The following is a 20,874-nucleotide window of genomic DNA, read 5'->3' on the forward strand; positions in this document are numbered from 1 at the left end:
CCAAGAGGAAAGCGTTATCGTTAAAAAATGCCAGTTTGTAGAAATTAATTATAAAAACTAAAAAAAGAAACTAAAAAAGCTGGGCAATTACCCAGCTAATCATAAAAAAAACCAACTTTCTGTAAAGAAATTAGACTATTGGCATCTCCCAACCTCTCAATCACAGAGGTTGGGCAAGCCGCACTATTTCGTCTGGCTTAGCCTTTTATCGACCACTTATTGACCAGTGGATAGCGGCGCTCGCGCCCAAAAGCTTTATGGCTAATCTTAGTACCAATGGGTGATTGCAAACGTTTGTATTCGCTGTTGTCGACCATCTTAATGACTTTTGCGACCATATCTGCATCAAAACCTTTATCAATGATGTCTTGATAACCCATGTCTTCATCGATGTAAGAGGTTAAGATAGCATCTAATATATCGTAATCAGGCAAGCTGTCTTGATCCTTTTGATCAGGGCGTAGCTCTGCTGATGGCGGACGAGTGATGACGCGCTCAGGGATGACAGGCGTGTCCTCTAAACGATTGCGATAACTTGCCAGCTTATAGACCTGTGATTTATATACGTCTTTTAGCACATCAAAGCCGCCTGCCATATCACCGTATAAGGTTGAGTAGCCAACGGCTAACTCTGACTTATTACCAGTGGTGATGACCAAATGACCAAATTTGTTGGACAAGGCCATCAAGACCACACCGCGAGCACGTGCTTGGATATTTTCTTCGGTGGTGTCTGCAGGCGATTTGTTAAACAATGGGGCTAGGGTATGACGTATGCCTTCAACAGCGTCAAATATAGGACAAACCGTATAAGAAACGTTTAAGCGACGGGCCTGTGCTTGTGCATCTTCTAAGCTGATTTGAGAGGTATACTCGTACGGCATCATGACGGCATACACCTTGTCAGCCCCTAAGGCGTCAACGGCGATACAAAGTGTCAATGCCGAATCAATACCGCCCGACAGACCAACGATAATGCCAGAGAACCCTGAGTGATTGACGTAGTCGCGTAAGCCAACGACCAACGCCTGATACATCTCCGACTCACGGCTCAGTGTTAATGGTGCTTTAGTTTGGCTATCGAACGTAGCGGTTTTGACATCTAAAGTGGCTAAAAGCAGCTGGTTCATAAAGCGCGGCGCTTCGTGGGCAACGCTGCCGTCAGCTTGTACTGCCATAGAGCCACCGTCAAACACCAAGTCGTCTTGACCGCCAACGGCGTTGACATACACGATAGGCAAATTGTTTTCACGGCTACGTTTGGCAAGCATCGTTTTACGGTTGTCTTGTTTGCCAATCTCAAAAGGTGACGCATTTAAGCTAACCGCTAGATCAGCACCTTGTTTTTTAAGCTCAGCGATAGGACCTTTTTCCCACAAGTCTTCACAAATAAGTAGACCGATGGTGATGCCTTTATAGTCAAATAGGACTTGGTTACGGCCTCTATCAAAGTAACGGCGCTCATCAAACACGCCATAATTTGGCAAAACTTGCTTATGATAAAACCCTTTTTGATGGCCATTATGTAAGATGGCAGCAGAGTTAAAGGTACCATGATGGTCGACATGAGGATAGCCGACAATCATCACGATATCGTCGATATCACTTAAGCTAGATAAGGCGCTTTTCACACGGCCTGACAAGCTTGGACGTAGCAATAGATCCTGAGGCGGGTAACCTAAAAGAGCCAGCTCTGGAAAGACAATCACGTCTGCGCCTTGCTCGCGGGCTTGTAATGCTAGTGTGCGCATTTTTTCGGCATTGGCAGTAATATCACCCACCAAAAAATGCGACTGAGCCAACGCAACAGTAACGGTTTCTTGTGGTGTATTGCTTTTATTGGCCTCGTTTGAGGGATTAATATTGGGGTTATCAGTGTCTTTTGACATTGTTATTGTTCCTATCGATATATTGTTTAAAATTTGGTGGGTCAGTATTGATTTAAAATCAAATTAAGTCCGACATTAACTCAAAATAGTACTCAGTCACATCCATTCTAATATTGAACTTGTATGATGAGCTTAAATCTTGCATAAGCCACTATATAACGCTTACGCATAATATCCAAAATTATGGCGCCGCTCTAAAGGGTAGATCTTATGATAGTCTAGAGAAGGACGATAAAAGAGGGTTTTGGCTGACAGTCTGAACATTGCTGGGTCTGTACAACCATCAAAATAAATAAGGGCAAACTCACTTAACGCTGTTGAAAAGCTTAAAATAATTGCTTTAGTATAACATCAATTGCAGCCACAAATAGAACGCGCCAGTGAATTAGCTGGCAAGATATCAGTTTACAGCGTGAATATAAAACAGGCGTTTAGTGCATTGTTTTTGCATCACAAAGCCACGTTTTGCGTTATTTGTATGGGCGTTATTCTCTAGTAAGGTTGCATAGAGAAAGTTGTAAGTAAAGATTACAACATAGCGTTATATAATTGTCCTATTTTGTTGCATAATGAGGTCTGATAACTGCTTTTTTTAGTCTGAATGATAGATGGTAAATATGTTACCGTGCCCTATGAGTTGCCGCTCACAAAGCAGATTTTTATCTATGTAGTAATGATTTACCACCCTCGCTAATGGATACCGTTTATGGGCATGGTCTATAAGTCGATATTCATCTCACATTTATAAACTTGCCAGCGAAGTCATGATAGAGCTTTGCTGTCTGCTCTTGGTTTATACGCTATGATTGAAAATTGGACAAAAGAATTTATTATCCAGCGCTTGCTGGCCGTTACCTTATTGGTCGTGTTGTTCGTATTGTGTTTTCAGGTGGTACAGTTTTTTATTGTACCGGCGCTCTGGGCGGCGATTTTAGCGTATGTGACTTTTCCCATTTATAACTTTTTTTATGAAAAAGTAAAACTGAGCCCTAGTTTTAGTGCGGCTATTATGACGGTGAGTATCTCCTTAATTATAGGGGTGCCGCTCGTCATTGGCGTCTTTATCTTACAACAAGAAGCATTGAGCCTAATCAGCAACTTAATCTATCGTATCAAAGTTGGCTATTTAGATGTGCCGGACTCTATTAAAGATCTGCCTATCATCGGACAGCAAGTGAAAGACGTGCTGTGGAGAATCAATAAAAACCCCGAGGGGACGCTTGAAGCGTTTCGGATTTGGGTGCAGTCACACTTATATTATGGCAAAGTCGCCTTTGATGTGGTGTTTAGTGGTCTTGCCAAGCTTGGTATGGCCTTGATGACGCTGTTCTTTTTCTATCGCGATGGCATCAGTTTGGTTCGCCAAATCCGTCAAGCATTACGCAATATCATTGGCAATCGTATTGATGGCTATATTGATTCTGTGGGTACGACCACACGTGCGGTGGTTTACGGTATCGGTTTGACCGCATTGGCGCAGGCTCTGCTTGCAGGGGTTGGTTACTATTTCGCTGGTGCGCCAAGTCCTATTTTGCTCACCATTGTCACCTTTATCATTGCCTTGATACCATTTGGCACGCCCTTTGTGTGGGGCGGCGTATCCATTTGGTTGTTAAGTCAAGGTCATACGGTCGAAGGGATTGGTTTGGCGCTGTGGGGCACCTTAGTGATTAGTTGGGTTGATAATCTCATTCGCCCTATTGTGATTAGCGGGGCGACCAAAATTCCTTTTATCATTATTTTTATCGGTGTATTGGGTGGTCTAACTGCTTTTGGCTTCGTTGGTTTGTTTATCGGCCCTGTGGTGCTGGCAATCGGACTGGCGGTATGGCGTGAATGGATCTCAAATCACAAAAATGAGATATTTGCGCCACAAGAAGAGGGGCTAGCTGCTAGCCCGCCTCTTCCCCTAATTGATAAACCAGAGTAAGTGTGCAGCCAGAGTAAGTGTGCAGCCAGAGTAAGTGTGCAGCCAGAGTAACTGTGAAGCTAGAATAAGTGTGCAGATAGGCACGACAGTTATTTTAAAATAAAAGGATCTCTATAGACGATCCCTAGCGGTCATTTTGAAATACTAAGTAAACATTAAGCAAGTACTAAGAAGGGCAGGATGGATACTATTAAAAATATAACGATTGTGGCCGATAGCAATATCGCGAGCTTGGACGAATTTTTTAATGGCGCAACGCTTGGGCAGACATCGATGCAGACCGTCAATATTATCACCGCTGCTGGACGTGATATCAACGCGCAATTACTCGCAGATTTGCAACCTGATGTCCTATTAATACGCTCTGTGACCCCAGTCGGTGCGGCTTTATTGGCTGATAATAAGAGTGTGCAGTTTGTTGGTTCTGCCACCATCGGTACCGATCATGTTGATCAGGACTACTTGACTGCACGTAACATTACTTTTGCTAATGCGGCTGGTTGTAGCAAGCACTCTGTCGCGCAATACGTATTGACCGCTATTTTGACCTTGCGCCCGCAGTATTGGCAGCAATCCATCACGCTGGGTATTATTGGGCTGGGTAATATTGGCAGTACGCTTGCTCATTATGCAATTGATTTGGGCTGGCAGGTATTGGGTTATGATCCATTACTACCAGCCTCAAAGATCAATAATGCCAGCCTCGATCAGGTGCTTAGCAAAAGTGACGCGGTCAGCTTACATGTCCCACTCACGGACAAAAAAGATACGGATAATAAAAGCGCGGATGCTAAGGGTGCGAGCGACAGCAACGATTACCCAACGCGCCATCTGATCAATGCGGAGACGTTGGCCATGATGCCAGAGCAGACGATGCTGATTAATAGCGCGCGAGGGCCTGTCATTCATGCAAGCGATCTTGAAGCCAATATTGCACGTACTGAGCGGCAAGTAGTACTTGATGTGTTTGAGCATGAACCGCAAGTGTCTGAGCATTTGTTATCCAAGCTTGCTATTGCTACCCCGCACATTGCTGGTTATACGGTAGAAGGTAAGCTGCGTGGTACACAAATCATCTATGATGCTCTATGTGAGACGTTAGCCGTCACACCTGCGCAATCTATGCAGGCGCTATTACCGCTCAATACGTTTTTATGGACGGAGTTAAAAACGCATCCAGAGAGGTTGGCCACGTTTTATGATATCCAACAAGACGATGCAGCATTGAGAAGTAAGGCAGTTGATGGTCAAGTAAGTGGCGCTGACTTTGACAAACTGCGCCGTGAGTATCGTTTACGCCGTGAATGGCAGCGGTAAAAATGTGCAAACAACTTAGAAATACCGTTTAGAAAAGCAATGTAGAAATTTAGTTTACCCCCCCCCCTATTATTCGTCAGTTGCAGTAGATCACCATGAGCCAAGCAAACCACTCTTTTTTCCATAAGCCGAGCTATGCACCTACCATGACACTGGCGATGGCGCAGCAGCGCGCGCAATTTATAAACCGCATTCGTCAGTTTTTTATTGAGCGACACGTGCTAGAGGTGCAGACGCCGCTGTTGTCACAAGCCGGTAATACCGATACTTTTTTGCAGTCAGTTGCCGCTCAAGTCACTTATCAAGACAAGCCACGTACTTATTATCTGCATACGTCACCCGAGTTTGCCATGAAGCGTGTGTTGGCCAGCTGGCAGGTGCCTATTTATCAGATTTGTCCTGTGTTTCGAGACAATGAAATAGGGGTCAGGCACAATATTGAATTTACCATGCTTGAATGGTATCAGCCAAATTATAGTTTAGCAGATATGGCATCAGAGGTTGGCGCACTGCTAGAAGTGCTGTATGGGCATCCCATTGTGATGAATCACTATCGCTATGTTGATGCATTTATGGACTTTGTTGGCATTCATCCGCTAACAGCGAGCCTGTCTGCGCTACAAGCGGTGGCAGAGGACAAAGGGTTACTGGGGTTTGATTTTAATAGCGAGGCAAGTTGTGCGACAGACAGCGAACAAGACCGCCGGCAAAGCTGGTTGGACTTGCTGTTTAGTCACGCGGTAGAGCCAAATCTGGGACACGATTTGCCAACGTTGATTGTAGAGTATCCGCCTGCTACGGCCGCATTGGCAAAAACCGCCCTTGATAAAGAGGGAAATGAGATTGCGAAGCGTTTTGAGCTGTACATCAAAGGTGTGGAGATTGCCAATGCTTATGATGAACTGGCAGATGGGCAGGCGTTGAGGGAGCGTTTTGAAAAAGACAACCAATTGCGCAAGCGTCATCAGCTCCCACCAATGCCAATCGATGAGCATCTAATTACCGCCTCTGATGAGTTAATACCTTGTAGCGGGATTGCGGTTGGGATAGACAGATTACTCATGGTAATCACAGGTGCCAGCAGCTTGGAGGAGGTCATTTGTTTTCCGAGCGGCTTAGCTTAGGAGGGTTGGTTTTCGTATTTAAGGCAGAAGTTTTAGTCGTGTAGTAAAGGAGTAGGGGCTAAATAAAACCCATAAAAAAAAGGGTCAATACTCAATCGGCTAGCGGAGGTGCTACCAATGAGAATCGACCCTTTTTTACTTATTTAACGATAATTATTATTTATCAATAATAGACTTATACGCTAGCGATAGCCTCATCAATAGCCGTTGTACCGTTATGCATACTAAAGACTTTCTTTATAGTGTTGTTTGCATTTAGCACAGCAGCTAACGTGGTGGCGACATCTTCAATCGAGTTTTCACCAGAGTCACCATCATTAACGGCAATTTTACCAGTACCTGGGCGTTCTTTTAGCGCCCCTGCTTGCACAATGGTGTAATCAAGCGTACTGTTATTTACCAGCCACTGATCGGCATAATGTTTGCAGATATAGTATTCTTTGAGGTCGGCTATACCTGGGTTGTCCCATTTGCTGGTGTCCAATGAGAATACGGCACTAAGCATAATATAGCGTTTGATGCCCTTGTCTTGTGCCGCTTGCATGGTCTTAACCGCCCCGTGCAAATCCACTTCCAATACGTCCTTACCGCCAGAACCAGCAACGAAATAAACCGTATCGATGTCTTGATCCAGTTGGCTCTGGATGGAGTCTTTTCCAGCGGTGATGTCTAAATCCAATTGACTGTAATTGTCCGCATCAAATAATTTTTCTTCCTGACGTGTGGTACCAATGACTTGATGGTTTGAGGCTAACAGCTGCTTTGCCAAATCAGAACCCACGCGACCACTTGCACCAATGATTAAAACCTTCATAATTATTCCTATTGTTATGTGTATGATCGTTTATATAGATGGTAGATCTATAAATTGAATACAGCGTAACAAGAAAAGGCGGCACGCTTCGTTATGATGCGTGCCGATTACATAGTGTTTGGTTGTAGAGTGTATACCGTTTGCAAGGAGGCAAGACAGAAATAGAGAAACAAGTAGCAGACAAGAGCGGGTAGATGTAATAGCTGTCACCTTGCGATCATCAGTGCTAACGAACCAAACGGTTTAAACCGTCGGCAAATGCCTTTTTATCACGGTCGCCATAAGGTTTTTGACCACTCATTTCTTGCAGCTCTAGGACACCCGTACCGCGCATGGTATCCATAAAGTCGCGCATATTGAGTTTTTGTTTAATGTTGTTTTTATCGTAGACCACACCGCGTGTCGTCAGTACCATACCGCCCTTGTCCAAAATATCATTGGCCAAAGGGATGTCGCTGGTGATAGCAAGATCGCCCGGTTGTATCTGCTCCACGATGTAATCATCGGCTTTATCAAACCCTGAGGGCACCACTGTCATCACGAGCAGCGGTGACTTACGCAGTTTAATGGGCTGATTGGCGACAAATATCGCTGGGGTCTTTGTACGCTCAGCAGTTTTGATGATCAAGTCTTTGGCAATCAATGGCACTGAATCCGCATCCACCCAAATCTGCATTATTTCTTAGCCTTATTGACGGTTGCCTTTACAGGTTTCTCTGTTTGACGGCCTTCAGCAGATACATCTGTGTCTTCTAAAGTTTTTTCGGCTTTAGTTTCAGCATTAATAGGAGCATCGACTGCTGCTGACTTGTTATCGACAGGGCTCGATTTTTTATCCAGACCAACTTTATTGGGCAGTACAGCAACGAGTTTGGCTAAAGCAGGGTCTAAATCTGCCACATCATTAGGCATCAAGGTAATATGAGCAATTTTGCGATCGTCACGTTCAGCCTTATGGTAGCTATGGTAATGGGCCCCATCAATATTTAGCACAGCGCTGATATCAGGATATTGTCCCAAGACGTTGATCATGATCGCTGGATGGACATTGTCAGTATCGCCCAGTGGTAAATCAACGACGGCACGAATGTGGTTTTCAAACTGGCTGGTGATCGCGCCTTCAATGCTCCAGTGCCCAGAATTGTGGACGCGCGGGGCAATCTCATTGGCAAGCAAAACATCATTACCGCGCTCGTCTTTGGTCACAAATAGCTCAAGCGCCATGACACCAACGTAGCCTAAATGATTCATAATCGTAGTAATTGCATTGGTTGCTTGCTGAAACAAGTGACTGGTACCCACTGCGGGGGCTTGAGTTTTGGCCAAAATCCCATAATGATGGTGGTTTTCGACCAAATCATAACAGCGTACCTGACCGTTTTGTCCTCGGACCGCGATAATAGACACCTCACGGCTAAAGTTGATAAAGCCTTCTGCAATCAAAGGGGCTGGCGTTGGCGTCAGTGAGCCTTTACCACTAACGGCGTCTTTGAGATCCTGCCAAGCGGTTTTGATATTGCTGTCTTGCTTGATGACAAACTGACCTTTCCCGTCATAACCGCCACGGCTGGTTTTTAACACGATCGGCAGCCCCAACTCGTGACAAGCCTGCTGCAATTCCGCTTCAGAGCTGACTTCCCTAAAGGGGACAGTGGCGATGTCTAGCGCGTTAAACATCTGCTTTTCTTTTAAGCGATCTTGCGCGATATCAAGAGCGATCAGTGGCGGAAACATGCCGTGTTTATCCCCAGCTTTTGACAAGTCAGTCAGCTGCTTGACCGTCGCGGTTGGGGTGTTTTCAAACTCTAGCGTAAAGACGTCCGCTGCCGCAATAAAGGCTTCTAATTGTTCGCTGTGAAAGACGCGTCCATACAGGCTGGCAGGGCAGTCAGCATTGTCTTCTAAAAACACACACTGATAACCTAACGGCATGGCTGCTTCGGCAAGCATCATACCAAGCTGACCACCGCCTAAAATACCGATGGTACGAATGGTTTGGGTAACAGGGTAAGCGTTTGCTGTAGTCATGGCAGGCTCTTTAAATTAAAAATGAGTAAGGGTTTTGGGATATTAAACGCTAAAGATTAATCTATTAAAATAGGAAAAGGTGCATTGTCTGCACCTTGTATTAAGTAGAACCCATCTAAAAACAAATATCAAGTTAAGACTATCCATATCGTTGGTATCAACGGTATTTGCGATAAATGCTCAATAACTATTATTGATTAATGTATTGATTAATGGTTGATAATACCGGGTGTTGGGCTAGCAAGAATGGTGTCGGTTTGCGATTGACGCAGGTCATCTAGCTTAGTAGCAATCGCTTCATCATGCAAGGCTAAGACTTGAATGGCAAGAAGGGCAGCGTTATACGCACCTGCCGTACCAATCGCTAACGTCCCAACCGCCACCCCTTTAGGCATCTGCACGATAGATAGCAAGCTGTCCCAACCGCTCAGCATAGAGGATTTTACCGGCACACCAAAGACGGGCAGTGGCGTTTGACTGGCACACATACCAGGCAGATGGGCGGCACCGCCTGCTCCAGCGATGATGACTTGTAAGCCATTATCTTTTGCGCTTTTGGCATAATCAAACAACCTATCAGGCGTACGGTGTGCTGAGACCACTTCACAGTCAAAGGCGATATCAAAGTCTGCTAGCAACTGTGCAGCGGCGCTCATGGTTGCCCAGTCAGATTGTGAGCCCATGATAATGCCAACTTTTGGTTGACCCGTAGGAGAGGTGATAGGTCCGTTTTGCTCAACAGAATTGACGGTCGCTGACATGGTAGCCGATGTTGTACTCATGCTTTGATATCCTCAAAAAGCCCATCATACAAAAGTTTTGCGGTCCTCGTAAAGCCAAGTTTGCGGTTTACTGTCAAAGCTTTATGAATGGCGCTGTTTTTATTGTGTTGTACCTGCGTCTTCATCATGGTTGTATTGGATAAAGTTACTGGCTTTTAGGGGCAGTGGCCGCTCAGTATCAAGCTGATAACAAGTCAGATAGCCGCTGTCTACCGCTGCTGAATAATCGGTACAGGCGACTTGCGGGCTAAGGGGCTCAGGCGTGCCAGTCAGCCAATAGTGACCGACAAACACCGGCTTATGCGTTTTTAGCGCAAAATCAATGTTTTCTGCCAGCGCATCACTTGGAATTTGGGCCAATGCGGACATAGGCGCACGTGCCACCTCGTACAGTGTGCGCGTATTTAGCTCATCTAGCCACCAGCGGACCCTGACGCGTGTGCGCTTCGTGCCTTCTTTATCGACCATCACCAGACCGTTCGGTAGGGGCGTCTCGACACCTTTTAGGACCCGCTCTAGCGCATCAAACGGGACGGTATGCTCTTTGGCCGTGACTGTCAATCCGTGCGATGTGAGACAGTTATCGTCAGTCAGCAAAGGTTTTAGTACCGCCATGCTATCGATATCCCAGCAGGCATGCACAAAGCAGGCGTAGTCAGTCTCAATCCATAAAGGAATCTCGTAAAAGCGCTGTAGCCAGTATTTATGGCTGTCTGAACCAAAAGGGATTTCGGCTAAAAACGCTTCATGTTGGCGCACATGCACCTCACTGTGCGAGCGCAAATACTGGCTAGGATCGTGAGGGTCAAGCGTGGCAAAGGCCAATGCGTTGTATTCATGATTGCCCATCACCGCATCAGCCACGTCGGCATCCAACATGGCAAAAACAATCTCCAAAGTGGCTAGCTGCTGGGGCCCACGGTCGATTAAATCACCAATAAACAGCGCACGATGACCGACGGGCGGCACAAAGTAACGGCCGTTATGACGATAGCCCAACTGCTGTAGTAGACCTACCAGCTTGTCTGCATAACCGTGAATGTCACCGATAATATCTATAATCATAATTATTTATCAAATTTTAATTATTTATCAAATCTTAATGTATAAAGGTCCGCAACCTGTAAAGTAACGCCACCACATCGATAGCTATAGTCAATTCTAAATAAAACAGAGACATCATATTCTGATGTGGAACTGGTATAAATTTTTCTGGCATGCTGTGCCTGCGCAGACAGAGGCGGTAAAAAACTCATCCAGTCCCACGGTATCGCTTTTATACTGAACTCACATATTCGCACGGACTGAAGAAGTTGTTGTTAAAACTATCGCTATTGCCATTATTACTGCTTTGATTTGCTGTTGCTACTGTTTGAGCAAAATCCTTTATCTACGTCTAAAAACCAGGCGACAGTAGGGCATTGATAAAGTGTGGTAGTACTTGTGGCTCTAAAATAATCGTGGCTATAACGCCAAACGCGCCGCCCCACATGTGTGCCATGTGATTGATGTTTGAGCCGCCACGTTTATCAGCGTAGATACTATAAGCGACATAAGCGATTGCAAATAATATCGCTGGGATAGGAATAATTGCAAATAGGTAGATTTTTTCCCACGGAGCCAGCAAAATAAACGCAAACAATACGGCTGAGACACCGCCTGAGGCGCCAAGGCTCAAATAGCTGGCCGTATTCTTATGCTTAATATAGCTTGGAATCATCGCGATGATAATCGCCAGCACATAAAAAACCACAAAACCATAACCGAATAAAAAAGGCTTATACAGGCCTTCAATAGCACGACCAAAAAAGTACAAGGTAAACATGTTAAAGAGCAGGTGCATACTATCGGCATGGATAAAGCCATGCGTCACAAAACGATCCCACTGGCCATTGTTGACGGCAGGTGGATAAAAAATAAGTCGATTAAACACTGCCTTGTTTTGCCAAGCCACTAAGCTGACAATAACCGTGATAATAATGATAAGGGTCGTATGGTTTAACAAAGGGAGATCCTTAGGCCGTGCCTGATATGTTACAAATGGCTATAACTGACTATATTCAACGCCTAAGCGTTACGGCTGAGTGAAAACTGAATATGACCAATGACTTTATTATTAAGGGGTAGCGGATAATAATAAAGTCATACTAACAGTAGTTATCATAATGCAAAAACTTATTATGTGACAAAACGATGCTTTTTTATGCTTTTACAGTGAATAATATAGCAGGGTATGAGAGCAGTTAAGTAATGCTTCGTATCTTGACGGTAGTGTTGTTATGAATGCGGGTAATGCTCGAGAGCATGGAAGCGCAATAAAACAAATAAAATGAACCCTTCATAATTTCGTAGGCGGATGATGAAGGACGAAAAAGGCAGGCAACGATGAGTATTATTGATCAACTAGAAAAAAGCGTCACTCCAGCCGTGCTAGGTGAGGGTGATCGCCAAGATAATGTGGCTTATGTCAGTTTACTGGAGCAATTTTACGCCATTTTAGCGGCGCGTTTGGCACTGCCACAGGTTTACTCACAGCTGCTGCGTGCCAACCAAGTGACTAGCACTGCCACTGCTACAGATGTCCCTCTATTGGAACAGTTGTGGCCAGATCAAAGGTTGCAGCAGGTTATTATCCAAGAATTGGCAGCCAGTTTTCATATTGATGAACGCTCTACCGCACAGTTGCTCTTCAATGCCGTGCCATTGGCTTATCGAGAGCTCACAATATTGGCCAACGGTCAGTTTTTACCCGCGTTCTTACAAGGAGAGCAAGCTAGGTTGCGTCCGTATTTACCGATATGGTCAGCACCGGTTATTACCGCTGCCCACAGCGTTAGCTATGCTTCAGATATAAACTCAGAAATTACAGGAGACGCTAATACCGTACCAGTGCGTGACCCTTCTTTAAATGAGCTTCACGAGTCTGAGACAGACAAAAGCACCACAGCGGCTTATCTGGCAAATGCTGATGTTGAAAGAGCTAATACGGAAATTCACTTTGGGGAGAGTAATGATGCCTTTCATGCCAATCCATCGGCTCATCATCAGGCAGAAAACATCAGCATGAAGCACGAAAAAGTACGCACCCGTAATCAACGCAACGATTTACTGGTACGAGTATTTTTACTGTTAGTAGCCGTTGTGGCCACTGGGCTGGCTGCTTGGGCGCTATACTTCCGCCCTAACAGTCCACCACCAGTAGAGCCTGTTGAACCAGCACCTGTGGTTGTGGCACCTGCACCAGTAGCGCAGGTAGTGACGCCAGTTGAGCTAATCGTTGGGGTGGACGACAGTGGCAGTCTGTATACCTGTAGTGCTACAGTTGGTGATGACTCGTTACAAAGTACATTACAACAGGCGCTCAGCACAAGTTTTGGCGAGCAAGCGAGTATTTGTGAGCTGACTGTGCAAAAAGGTGTCGCAAATAGTCTGACCAATTTACCAGTGGAGGTGTTGCCCAATGTGTTGACCCTGCTGAGAGCCACACCGTTTGCGCGTCTGCATTTGCAAAATGACCGTCTCATGTTAGAAGCACCAGATAATCTGTTGCTGCAGCGATTGGCCACAGATATACGGACTTTAGCACCAGCACTGACCGTAGATAGCGCAGCGCCTCTACCATTGCCTGATAACAATCAGGGTGAGGCGATGAATGATACCGCAGACATGAATGGTGAAAACAATCAATTTGAAAATGAGCGGACAACCTCAAACCGTCAGTATAGTAATGACTATAACGGCGGCGAATCTGGAGAATATCAGGCACCAGATGACGATACTGGCGATCGTGTGAGGCCTACGCCGGTACCCAGCAACCCCGGTTTTAATAGTAATAATAATGGTCTGAGCAGTACCCCTAACAACGTACCAACGAGTGATAGACCATCAGGCCCTATCTCACAGTCAGAAGTGGAGGACATGGCGAGCACCATCATCGTCGCTGAGCCTGCACAAGTGAGGTAAAAACTAAGTGTTACAAGTGGATGTCCTCAGGTATAGGACAGCCCACTTGTTTTAGCTTATGAATGGTTAGCCATCACCTACTTCAACGCTTCCATAATTTGTCGCTCCTTCTGTCGCTACCTATGGTTAATATGTTAGTGACTTGTACCTGAACGCTTTTTTGGTTACGTGCCATAACTGAAACATTACCTAACGTATCATTTGTACAACAACGTGTTGATTGTGAACTCGGGCTTAAGACTTTTATAATAACAATGGTTGAATATAGCCATCGCCAGCGTTTACTGTGATGGTTTTATCGTATATCAAAAAATTTGATATTAAAATTTTACGTTGTTTTTTTTATTTTTCACTAATCTAATCAAATTATACCAATAAGTATTAATGGAGGAATTATATTATGGATATTATTAATCATTTAACGCGGACAGTCACGCCAGCCGTCTTAGGCGATGATCGTAATCCCGCTAAGCAAAATCTGCTTGAGCAGTTTTACGCTATTTTTGCTGCCCGCCTTGCTGACAAAGACACTTATGGTCGCTTCGCCAACGAAAATATCGCCCGTGATGACCAAGGTTTCTACGATCGAGTTTGGACAGAGGGTTCACACCGCGATCAGATTTCGCGTGAATTAGCCAGTAAGCATAACGTCGATACGACAGAAGCTCGTGGTTTGATCGCGATGGCCGCACCCCTTGCTTTTCACGAAATCAAAAGCTTGGCAGGTAATACCCCAGTACCACAGTTTTTAAATGACAATCTCTCTAGTTATCAGCATCACATTCCAGCGTGGGCAGGTACTGTCTTACCCGCCGGTATGGTCGCCGCTGCCCCTGCTGGTGAGCGTATCTCCGATACCGTTAGTACGGCCCCACTCGTACGTGAAGAAGAAAAACAGGGCAGCTTTATGAAAGCGCTACTGCCTATTATCGGTTTGATTATCTTAGGTGCGCTTGCATGGGCCCTACTGCGTGGTTGCCAAGAAGACCCTGAGCCTGTAGCGACACCAGTTGTAGTTGAGGAGCAAGAAAATGTAGGCGATGAGCAAGTAGCGGTGGCAGCGGATGTTGTACCTGCTTCGTTGCGTATTGCCACTGGTGCAGACAATACTTTATACGCTTGCCGTATGAATGTGGGTGATGCTGCGTTGCAAACAACAGTGATGAATGCATTAACCAGCACGTTTGCCGCGGGTGAAACTGATAAGTGCCGTGCTGACGTGGATGATAGCTTTGCCGCTGATATGCCAGCTGCCGCACAATTGCCTGAGATTCTACAACTTATCAGAAGCGTACCAAATGCCAGTATGATCATTAAAGGTGAAGAAATTGTTGTTAACTCACCTGATGCCGATATTTTAGATCAACTGGTCAATGACTTGAGAGCAGCAGTACCGTCTATGACTGTTATGGCGGAAGGTCCATTAGACTTGCGCAACGAGATTGAAAGTAGCATGACTGCAGCCGAGCTTGCGTTTAATAACCTTGGGGAAAATCCAGATCCACGTGATGTTGCCCGCGCCTTAAGTCTACAGGTTATCAACTTTGAGCTAGATAAAGCCTTTATTCCTGAGGTCAATAAGCCGTTGTTAGACCGTGCGGTTCAAATTATGGAAGAAGTACCAGATATGGAGCTGATGATTATTGGCCATACTGATAAACTGGCTTCTGACTCTTATAACATGGAGCTATCACGTGAACGTGCCGAATCGGTAAAAGAGTACATGGTGTCACAAGGTGCTGATCCTAGCAAACTGAGCACAAAAGGTCTGGGTGAGACAGATCCAATTGCCGATAACTCTACTCCACAAGGACGTTTCCGTAACCGCCGTATTGAGTTTACCGTTTATGATGACTCTACCGTAACGGGTAACGAAGGTATCTCTGTGACTGCAGGTGATAGTGGTGATATAACCATGACTGATGATGAATTAGATCCAGATTTAAATCCAACTGATGGTAACAATGATGATCTACTACCAGATGGTGATGACGCGACTCAAGGTACTGAGTTAGATCCTACCAACTAATAGTCGATTATTTGTATAAAATAACGAACGAATATCTAATGTTAAAAAACCGCTTCTGATAAAGAGGCGGTTTTTATTTTGGCAACATAAAACATCATGCGCTGGGATTGATAAAAATTGAACATGACTTAAATATTACTATGGCTACTTATAGTGGGTAGGGTCTGACGATTGAGGGGGGGCAGTACTGGTATCAGCTGAAGACTGCGTCTCAAAGAAAGTCTGCGTGATGTTGTCTTTGGCCTGTTGCCAATAAGCAAACTGCTGACAAGTAGACTCAAGATCGCCCTGCCATGTGGGAATGTTACCGCACATCGTTTTAATCCGATCTTGATTAGGATAAGGCAAGTCCTGTGCTGCTTCTGCTGCTTCATGGGCCGCGACCCGATCATTACAGACCAGTGCAATATCACAACCGGCCCCAATAGCGGCTTTTACGCGGGCGCTGACATTGCCTGCCGCTTTGGCTCCTGCCATCGATAAGTCATCAGAAAAGAGTACGCCATCAAACTCAATCTTGTCACGAATGATGTCTTTTAGCCAAATTTTAGAAAACCCTGCAGGCTTATTATCTACTTGCGAAAATATCACGTGCGCTGGCATGAGTGCATCTAGCCATGGCAGCGTCTGGGCAAAAGGTTGCATATCAGTATTGATAATTTCATCTAAGCTGCGTGTATCAATGGCTTCTGACACATGGGAATCAGGCGCAATCGCCCCATGACCGGGGAAGTGCTTACCGGTGGTTGCCATGCCTGCAGCCTTCATACCGCGCATAAACTGGGTTGCCAAAGCAGTAATGGCCTGCGGCTCATGATGAAAGCTGCGATCGCCGATGACTTGGCTAATGCCGCCTCTATCGAGTACAGGTGCAAAGCTTAGATCAATGCCCACAGCCAGTACCTCTGCCGCCATCAGATAGCCACAGTCATAAGCACAGCTAAGTGCCCGGTTTGGGTCTTGATTAAATAGATCACCAAGCCTGCCCATCGCGGGTAAGGAAGTAAAGCCTTCACGTAGCCGAGCGACGCGTCCGCCTTCTTGGTCGACCCCAATTAACATATCAGGATTGTGATAGCGTATATCATCGCACAGCGTTCGTACTTGCGCGGCATTGGTGACGTTACGCGCAAACAGTATGACACCGCCGACTTGGGCTTGTTTGATCAAGCTCACATCTTCAGGCGTTAAGGCGGTGCTATCGATATCTATCATTAAGACGCCGTACATAGCGTACTCCTCACGTATTGGCTGTATTATATTATAAGTTAAGTTTGCTTGATAAGAGTGCCGGCAAGATATCTCTCTAGCCTAATATCAAGAGTGTCTTATTATGACAGCTATTATGAATGGCGCATAATCTGACGATGTCATGGTCTAAAATATGACTACTACTGTAAGTAGGATAGCGACCTAGGTAGACATAATAAATATGACAGAATGTTTGGTATGTGCCAGCGTAGCGTGTAATATTGCTTATACAGTTTGAGACAGTTCAGTGTTTATACCCATGATATTATTGACTGATTTTTAACAAAATATTGTCATTATGACTAAAGTTTAAAGCATGCAATTGAATAAATATTTGATAGATAATGGCAAATAAGAAAACACTCGAAGTATATAAAAAATAGTGTTAATAAGTCGCCATAGATTCAGTCATGTAGCAAAAACACATAATATTATTAACTTCAAATAACTAGGTACATATGATGAAAAAACAACCAGCCCAGTGGTTACTCAGTGCAGCGTCAGTGGGCATCGCCGGTATTATTCTTACCCAAAGCTATGGCACCGCCGTAGCAGAGACCAATACGGAAGGGTTCGTACAGACACCCGAACAAAAAGTCACCACCCGTCAAGTAGCTGCCTTATTAGATCGCAGTCATTACCTCAATCAGCCGTTAGACAGCAAAACTGGTAGTGAGATCTTGTCTATGTATATTGATAGTCTTGATCCAAACCATACCTTGTTTTTGCAGTCAGATGTCGATGAGTTTAAGAAAAAATATGCCGATGATTTTGGCGCTCGGCTCAAACGTGGCGATTTATCTGCAGGCGTAGAAGTCTATGAGCGCTACCGTAAACGCTCAAATGAGTATTTTACAATGGCAAGCAAGATGCTAAAAACGGATCTTGATTTGACTGGCAACGAGACAATCATACTCGACCGTGAAAAACTTAATCATTTTAAGACCAAAAAAGAGCAGCGTGACTATTGGACACGTCAGTTAAAATTTCAATTGATGAGTATTACGCTGGGTCAAGAAGACGAAAAAGCCAAAGAAAAAGTGTTTTTAAGCAATCCAGATATCACGCGTGGGCAGGATTTGGTACGCAACGATCAACGTACGCCAAGTGAGATTTTACAAAACCGTCTATCGCGGCAGCAAGCGCAGTTCGAACGTCTCAAAGATGATGAAATCATGGAGACTATCTTAAATACCGCGATGCTAACGTACGATCCACACAGTAATTATTATGCGCCGATTCAGGCAAATGAATTGCAGATCCAATCTAGTCTACAGTTAGAAGGGATTGGGGTTTCTATTCGTCCTGACCGTAAAAATCCAGATTACACTCGTATCGTCACGCTAGTAGATGGTGGTCCAGCCGCTAAATCTGGTCAGATTAAGCCCAATGATTTGATTATCGGTATCGCAAAAGACGGCGAGACCATGACCGATGTAGTTGGTTGGTCAACGCGTGAGATCGTTAGTATGATTCGCGGTAAACGCGGGACATCAGTGACCATCAAAGTGCGTCAGCCTAATACACCAGACGCCAGTGCCCGTAACGTGACGGTGGTTCGTGATATTATTGAACAAGAAGAATCTGGGGTTTCTCAGCGCGTCATAGAGGTACAGCGTCCTAACATTGATAAAACACCAAAACGCATCGGTGTTCTTGAGATACCAAGTTTTTATTTGAACTATCGCGCCCGCCGAAATGGCGAAGAGTATCGTAGCGTCAGTATCGATACCGAAAACGCGTTGAAGGCGTTGAATAAGGAAAATATTGATGGTTTGGTGGTCGATCTACGTAATAATCCAGGTGGCTCGCTAGATGAGGTTGCCAAAATGCTGGGCTTCTTTATTAAGAGTGGACCGATGGTGCAGATCCGTGACAATCGCGGTAATGTCCAAGTCTACCGTGACAATGACGGCGGCGAGCAACTTTATGATGGCAAGATGGTCGTCATCACTAACTTAGCCTCAGCCTCAGCTAGTGAGATATTTGCCGCTGCTATTCAAGACTACGGTCGTGGATTGGTGGTTGGGAGTACCACCACTGGTAAAGGCTCTGCCCAAATCCAGCTGGATAATTTGGCGCTCGGTTCTGCTACGTTGACGCAACGTAAATTCTACCGTGTCACGGGTGGTAGTACGCAGAATAAGGGCGTGGTGCCAGATGTTGAGTTGGTCAATATCTATGATGACGCAACCTTTGGGGAGCGGGCGCAGAAAAAAGCGCTGCCGTGGGATACTATTAAAACCGCACCTTATAAGCCTGAAGGCAAGTTCACGGCTGATACGCTAGCGACGCTCAATCAACAGTCCAAAATTCGCCAAGAGCAAAACCCCCAGTTTGTTTATTTGTCGACGCTAAATGATATCCGTGATATGGAAGATGAGAAAAAGCCCATCAAACTCGATATCAATAGCCGCCGAGCCAAGATGCAGCTGATTGAAAAGCGTTCGTTGGAAGCTGAAAACAAGCGTCTGATCGCCACTGGTGAACGCCCGTATTCAAATTGGAATGTTTATCAAGCAGCGATGGATGCAAAATTTGAAGAGCGCAGTCGTATGAAAGCGGCTGAGCGCCCAGAATTGCCGGAGGATGAAGTCTTCATCAATGAAGCGGCTTATCTCATGCTTAGCGCTGAACCCAAAGCATTGCTTAGTCCTGAAGAAAAGCTATAGAAAAATGAATGCTATATGTCCTAGAATCTGTATTTAAGGTCCATGTAAGCATATGCTTACATGGATTGACGTTTAGACCTCTTACTAACCCTAGGTCAATCTGCGATTATAACTGTACGGCACGATTGAACGAAACGGTTCATTGATACTAGGGATTGGTATCTTAAAGGTCGCATCTGGGATAGGTGGTTTGCTGATTAGGGATGATAAGGCTGGAAGCCTGTCAGTTATGAGATACCCCGGGATTAGGTATCACGTAACATTAACATGGATGGTTAGTAATAAAAGCCGTATAACGCTTGTCGTTATACGGCTTTGTTATGTCTGCAGAATAGTCATTTATCGCGGCAGGGTGGTTCATAAAGAGGCGTTACTTATGACACGCTCCGTTAACTGGCATTAAAGCGACAAATCACCAGCCCAAAAAAAAGTCAGCAGGCACAGCCGCTGACCTTTTAGAGTAGGCTATAAGCTCAATAACCGCTTATAACCTAACGCTTTTTCATTCTCTCTAGAAGAGATTAGTGCTCAACGCCACCAGCGCCATGTACATGGCCATGGTTTAGTTCGTCTTCAGTTGCCGCACGTACTTCTTGGATTTCAACATCGAACGTTAAACGCTTACCAGCCAATGGATGGTTGGCATCAACAGTGACTTCTTTGTCATTTACATCAGTTACGGTAACAAGCATGACTTGGCCACCGGCTTCTGATTGAAACTGCATGCCAGGCTGGATATCATCAACGCCTTGGAAGTTTTCGCGTGGTACATGCTGTACCGCTTGCTCTTGATACTCGCCGTAGCCATCAGCAGGCTCAACAACGGCATTTACTTTTTCGCCAGCAGATTTGCCTTCTAGTTGTTGCTCAAGACCAGGAATGATGTTGCTATGGCCATGCAAGTAAGCCAGTGGTTGACCTTCTGGTGATTGGTCAAGGATGTTACCTTCGTCGTCTTTTAGCGTGTAATTGAATTTGACGGCGGTGTCTTTTGCGATAGTAGTCATAAGTTATCCTAAATATATCTGTGTAAAAAATTAAATACGGTTGCAATAAACCTAAAAAATCCAATCGG

General features: G+C 45.1%; 15 protein-coding genes. 6 read left to right on the forward strand and 9 right to left on the reverse strand.

The genetic code is table 11. The annotated features are described in order from the left end of the window. Window positions 1-197 precede the first annotated feature (197 nt). Entirely contained in the window at window positions 198-1,889 is a 1,692-nt protein-coding gene (locus B2P60_RS01920; protein ID WP_286739139.1) for an NAD+ synthase, read from the reverse strand. A gap of 802 nt (window positions 1,890-2,691) precedes the next feature. On the opposite strand from B2P60_RS01920, the gene B2P60_RS01925 reads away from it, so the two are divergent. The 3 genes from B2P60_RS01925 to epmA all read left to right on the forward strand — a co-directional run bounded on the left by B2P60_RS01925 (window position 2,692) and on the right by epmA (window position 6,260). Continuing rightward, window positions 2,692-3,819, forward strand: coding sequence for an AI-2E family transporter (locus tag B2P60_RS01925; protein WP_193006858.1), 1,128 nt, complete (start codon window positions 2,692-2,694; stop codon window positions 3,817-3,819). A gap of 189 nt (window positions 3,820-4,008) precedes the next feature. Next, on the forward strand, window positions 4,009-5,136 hold the full coding sequence (locus tag B2P60_RS01930; RefSeq protein WP_286739285.1) for a 4-phosphoerythronate dehydrogenase: 1,128 nt from the start codon (window positions 4,009-4,011) through the stop codon (window positions 5,134-5,136). Between the two features lie 95 nt (window positions 5,137-5,231). Then, complete coding sequence (gene epmA / locus B2P60_RS01935) at window positions 5,232-6,260, forward strand: EF-P lysine aminoacylase EpmA (RefSeq protein WP_193006857.1); 1,029 nt, start codon at window positions 5,232-5,234, stop codon at window positions 6,258-6,260. A gap of 175 nt (window positions 6,261-6,435) precedes the next feature. On the opposite strand, the gene B2P60_RS01940 is transcribed toward epmA, so the two are convergent. From B2P60_RS01940 to B2P60_RS01965, 6 genes are all read right to left on the reverse strand, one after another. Further along, window positions 6,436-7,074 (reverse strand): NAD(P)H-binding protein, encoded by a 639-nt coding sequence (locus tag B2P60_RS01940; RefSeq protein WP_193006856.1) that lies wholly within the window; start codon window positions 7,072-7,074, stop codon window positions 6,436-6,438. A 226-nt stretch (window positions 7,075-7,300) separates the two neighbouring features. Next, window positions 7,301-7,750, reverse strand: a complete 450-nt coding sequence (locus B2P60_RS01945; protein WP_286739143.1) for a YaiI/YqxD family protein — start codon at window positions 7,748-7,750, stop codon at window positions 7,301-7,303. Further along, complete coding sequence (locus B2P60_RS01950) at window positions 7,750-9,102, reverse strand: 5-(carboxyamino)imidazole ribonucleotide synthase (protein WP_286739145.1); 1,353 nt, start codon at window positions 9,100-9,102, stop codon at window positions 7,750-7,752. The genes B2P60_RS01945 and B2P60_RS01950 overlap by 1 nt, the downstream gene beginning before the upstream one ends. 209 nt (window positions 9,103-9,311) lie before the next feature. Next, window positions 9,312-9,884, reverse strand: coding sequence for a 5-(carboxyamino)imidazole ribonucleotide mutase (gene purE, locus B2P60_RS01955; protein WP_226949570.1), 573 nt, complete (start codon window positions 9,882-9,884; stop codon window positions 9,312-9,314). 99 nt (window positions 9,885-9,983) lie between these two features. Further along, complete coding sequence (locus B2P60_RS01960) at window positions 9,984-10,949, reverse strand: metallophosphoesterase (protein ID WP_193006853.1); 966 nt, start codon at window positions 10,947-10,949, stop codon at window positions 9,984-9,986. A 331-nt stretch (window positions 10,950-11,280) separates the two neighbouring features. Beyond that, window positions 11,281-11,889, reverse strand: a complete 609-nt coding sequence (locus B2P60_RS01965; protein ID WP_193006852.1) for a rhomboid family intramembrane serine protease — start codon at window positions 11,887-11,889, stop codon at window positions 11,281-11,283. Between the two features lie 380 nt (window positions 11,890-12,269). On the opposite strand from B2P60_RS01965, the gene B2P60_RS01970 reads away from it, so the two are divergent. Both B2P60_RS01970 and B2P60_RS01975 read left to right on the forward strand, forming a co-directional pair. After that, on the forward strand, window positions 12,270-13,847 hold the full coding sequence (locus B2P60_RS01970) for a hypothetical protein (RefSeq protein ID WP_286739148.1): 1,578 nt from the start codon (window positions 12,270-12,272) through the stop codon (window positions 13,845-13,847). A gap of 400 nt (window positions 13,848-14,247) precedes the next feature. Next, entirely contained in the window at window positions 14,248-15,876 is a 1,629-nt protein-coding gene (locus B2P60_RS01975; RefSeq protein WP_286739150.1) for an OmpA family protein, read from the forward strand. A 144-nt stretch (window positions 15,877-16,020) separates the two neighbouring features. Here the strand turns inward: B2P60_RS01975 and nagZ are convergent, their stop codons facing one another. Next, entirely contained in the window at window positions 16,021-17,106 is a 1,086-nt protein-coding gene (gene nagZ, locus B2P60_RS01980; RefSeq protein ID WP_286739152.1) for a beta-N-acetylhexosaminidase, read from the reverse strand. Window positions 17,107-17,588: 482 nt separating this feature from the next. Between nagZ and B2P60_RS01985 the strand changes: the two genes are divergently transcribed. After that, the gene (locus tag B2P60_RS01985; protein WP_230709989.1) at window positions 17,589-19,799 is read left to right on the forward strand and encodes a carboxy terminal-processing peptidase; all 2,211 of its coding nucleotides are present in this window, start codon (window positions 17,589-17,591) and stop codon (window positions 19,797-19,799) included. A 521-nt stretch (window positions 19,800-20,320) separates the two neighbouring features. Here the strand turns inward: B2P60_RS01985 and B2P60_RS01990 are convergent. After that, window positions 20,321-20,806: an FKBP-type peptidyl-prolyl cis-trans isomerase gene (locus B2P60_RS01990; protein WP_193006847.1), complete on the reverse strand. Its 486-nt coding sequence runs from the start codon at window positions 20,804-20,806 to the stop codon at window positions 20,321-20,323. Window positions 20,807-20,874 lie beyond the last annotated feature (68 nt).

The organism is Psychrobacter sp. UBA3068 (genome assembly GCF_002366815.1).
Taxonomy (GTDB): domain Bacteria; phylum Pseudomonadota; class Gammaproteobacteria; order Pseudomonadales; family Moraxellaceae; genus Psychrobacter; species Psychrobacter namhaensis.

Coding starts and splice junctions, on each gene's coding strand:
- B2P60_RS01920 (WP_286739139.1), bottom strand. CDS start 1,889: ATGTCAAAAGACACTGATAACCCCAATATTAATCCCTCAAACGAGGCC.
- B2P60_RS01925 (WP_193006858.1), top strand. CDS start 2,692: ATGATTGAAAATTGGACAAAAGAATTTATTATCCAGCGCTTGCTGGCC.
- epmA (WP_193006857.1), top strand. CDS start 5,232: ATGAGCCAAGCAAACCACTCTTTTTTCCATAAGCCGAGCTATGCACCT.
- B2P60_RS01940 (WP_193006856.1), bottom strand. CDS start 7,074: ATGAAGGTTTTAATCATTGGTGCAAGTGGTCGCGTGGGTTCTGATTTG.
- B2P60_RS01945 (WP_286739143.1), bottom strand. CDS start 7,750: ATGCAGATTTGGGTGGATGCGGATTCAGTGCCATTGATTGCCAAAGAC.
- B2P60_RS01950 (WP_286739145.1), bottom strand. CDS start 9,102: ATGACTACAGCAAACGCTTACCCTGTTACCCAAACCATTCGTACCATC.
- purE (WP_226949570.1), bottom strand. CDS start 9,884: ATGAGTACAACATCGGCTACCATGTCAGCGACCGTCAATTCTGTTGAG.
- B2P60_RS01960 (WP_193006853.1), bottom strand. CDS start 10,949: ATGATTATAGATATTATCGGTGACATTCACGGTTATGCAGACAAGCTG.
- B2P60_RS01970 (WP_286739148.1), top strand. CDS start 12,270: ATGAGTATTATTGATCAACTAGAAAAAAGCGTCACTCCAGCCGTGCTA.
- B2P60_RS01975 (WP_286739150.1), top strand. CDS start 14,248: ATGGATATTATTAATCATTTAACGCGGACAGTCACGCCAGCCGTCTTA.
- nagZ (WP_286739152.1), bottom strand. CDS start 17,106: ATGTACGGCGTCTTAATGATAGATATCGATAGCACCGCCTTAACGCCT.
- B2P60_RS01985 (WP_230709989.1), top strand. CDS start 17,589: ATGAAAAAACAACCAGCCCAGTGGTTACTCAGTGCAGCGTCAGTGGGC.
- B2P60_RS01990 (WP_193006847.1), bottom strand. CDS start 20,806: ATGACTACTATCGCAAAAGACACCGCCGTCAAATTCAATTACACGCTA.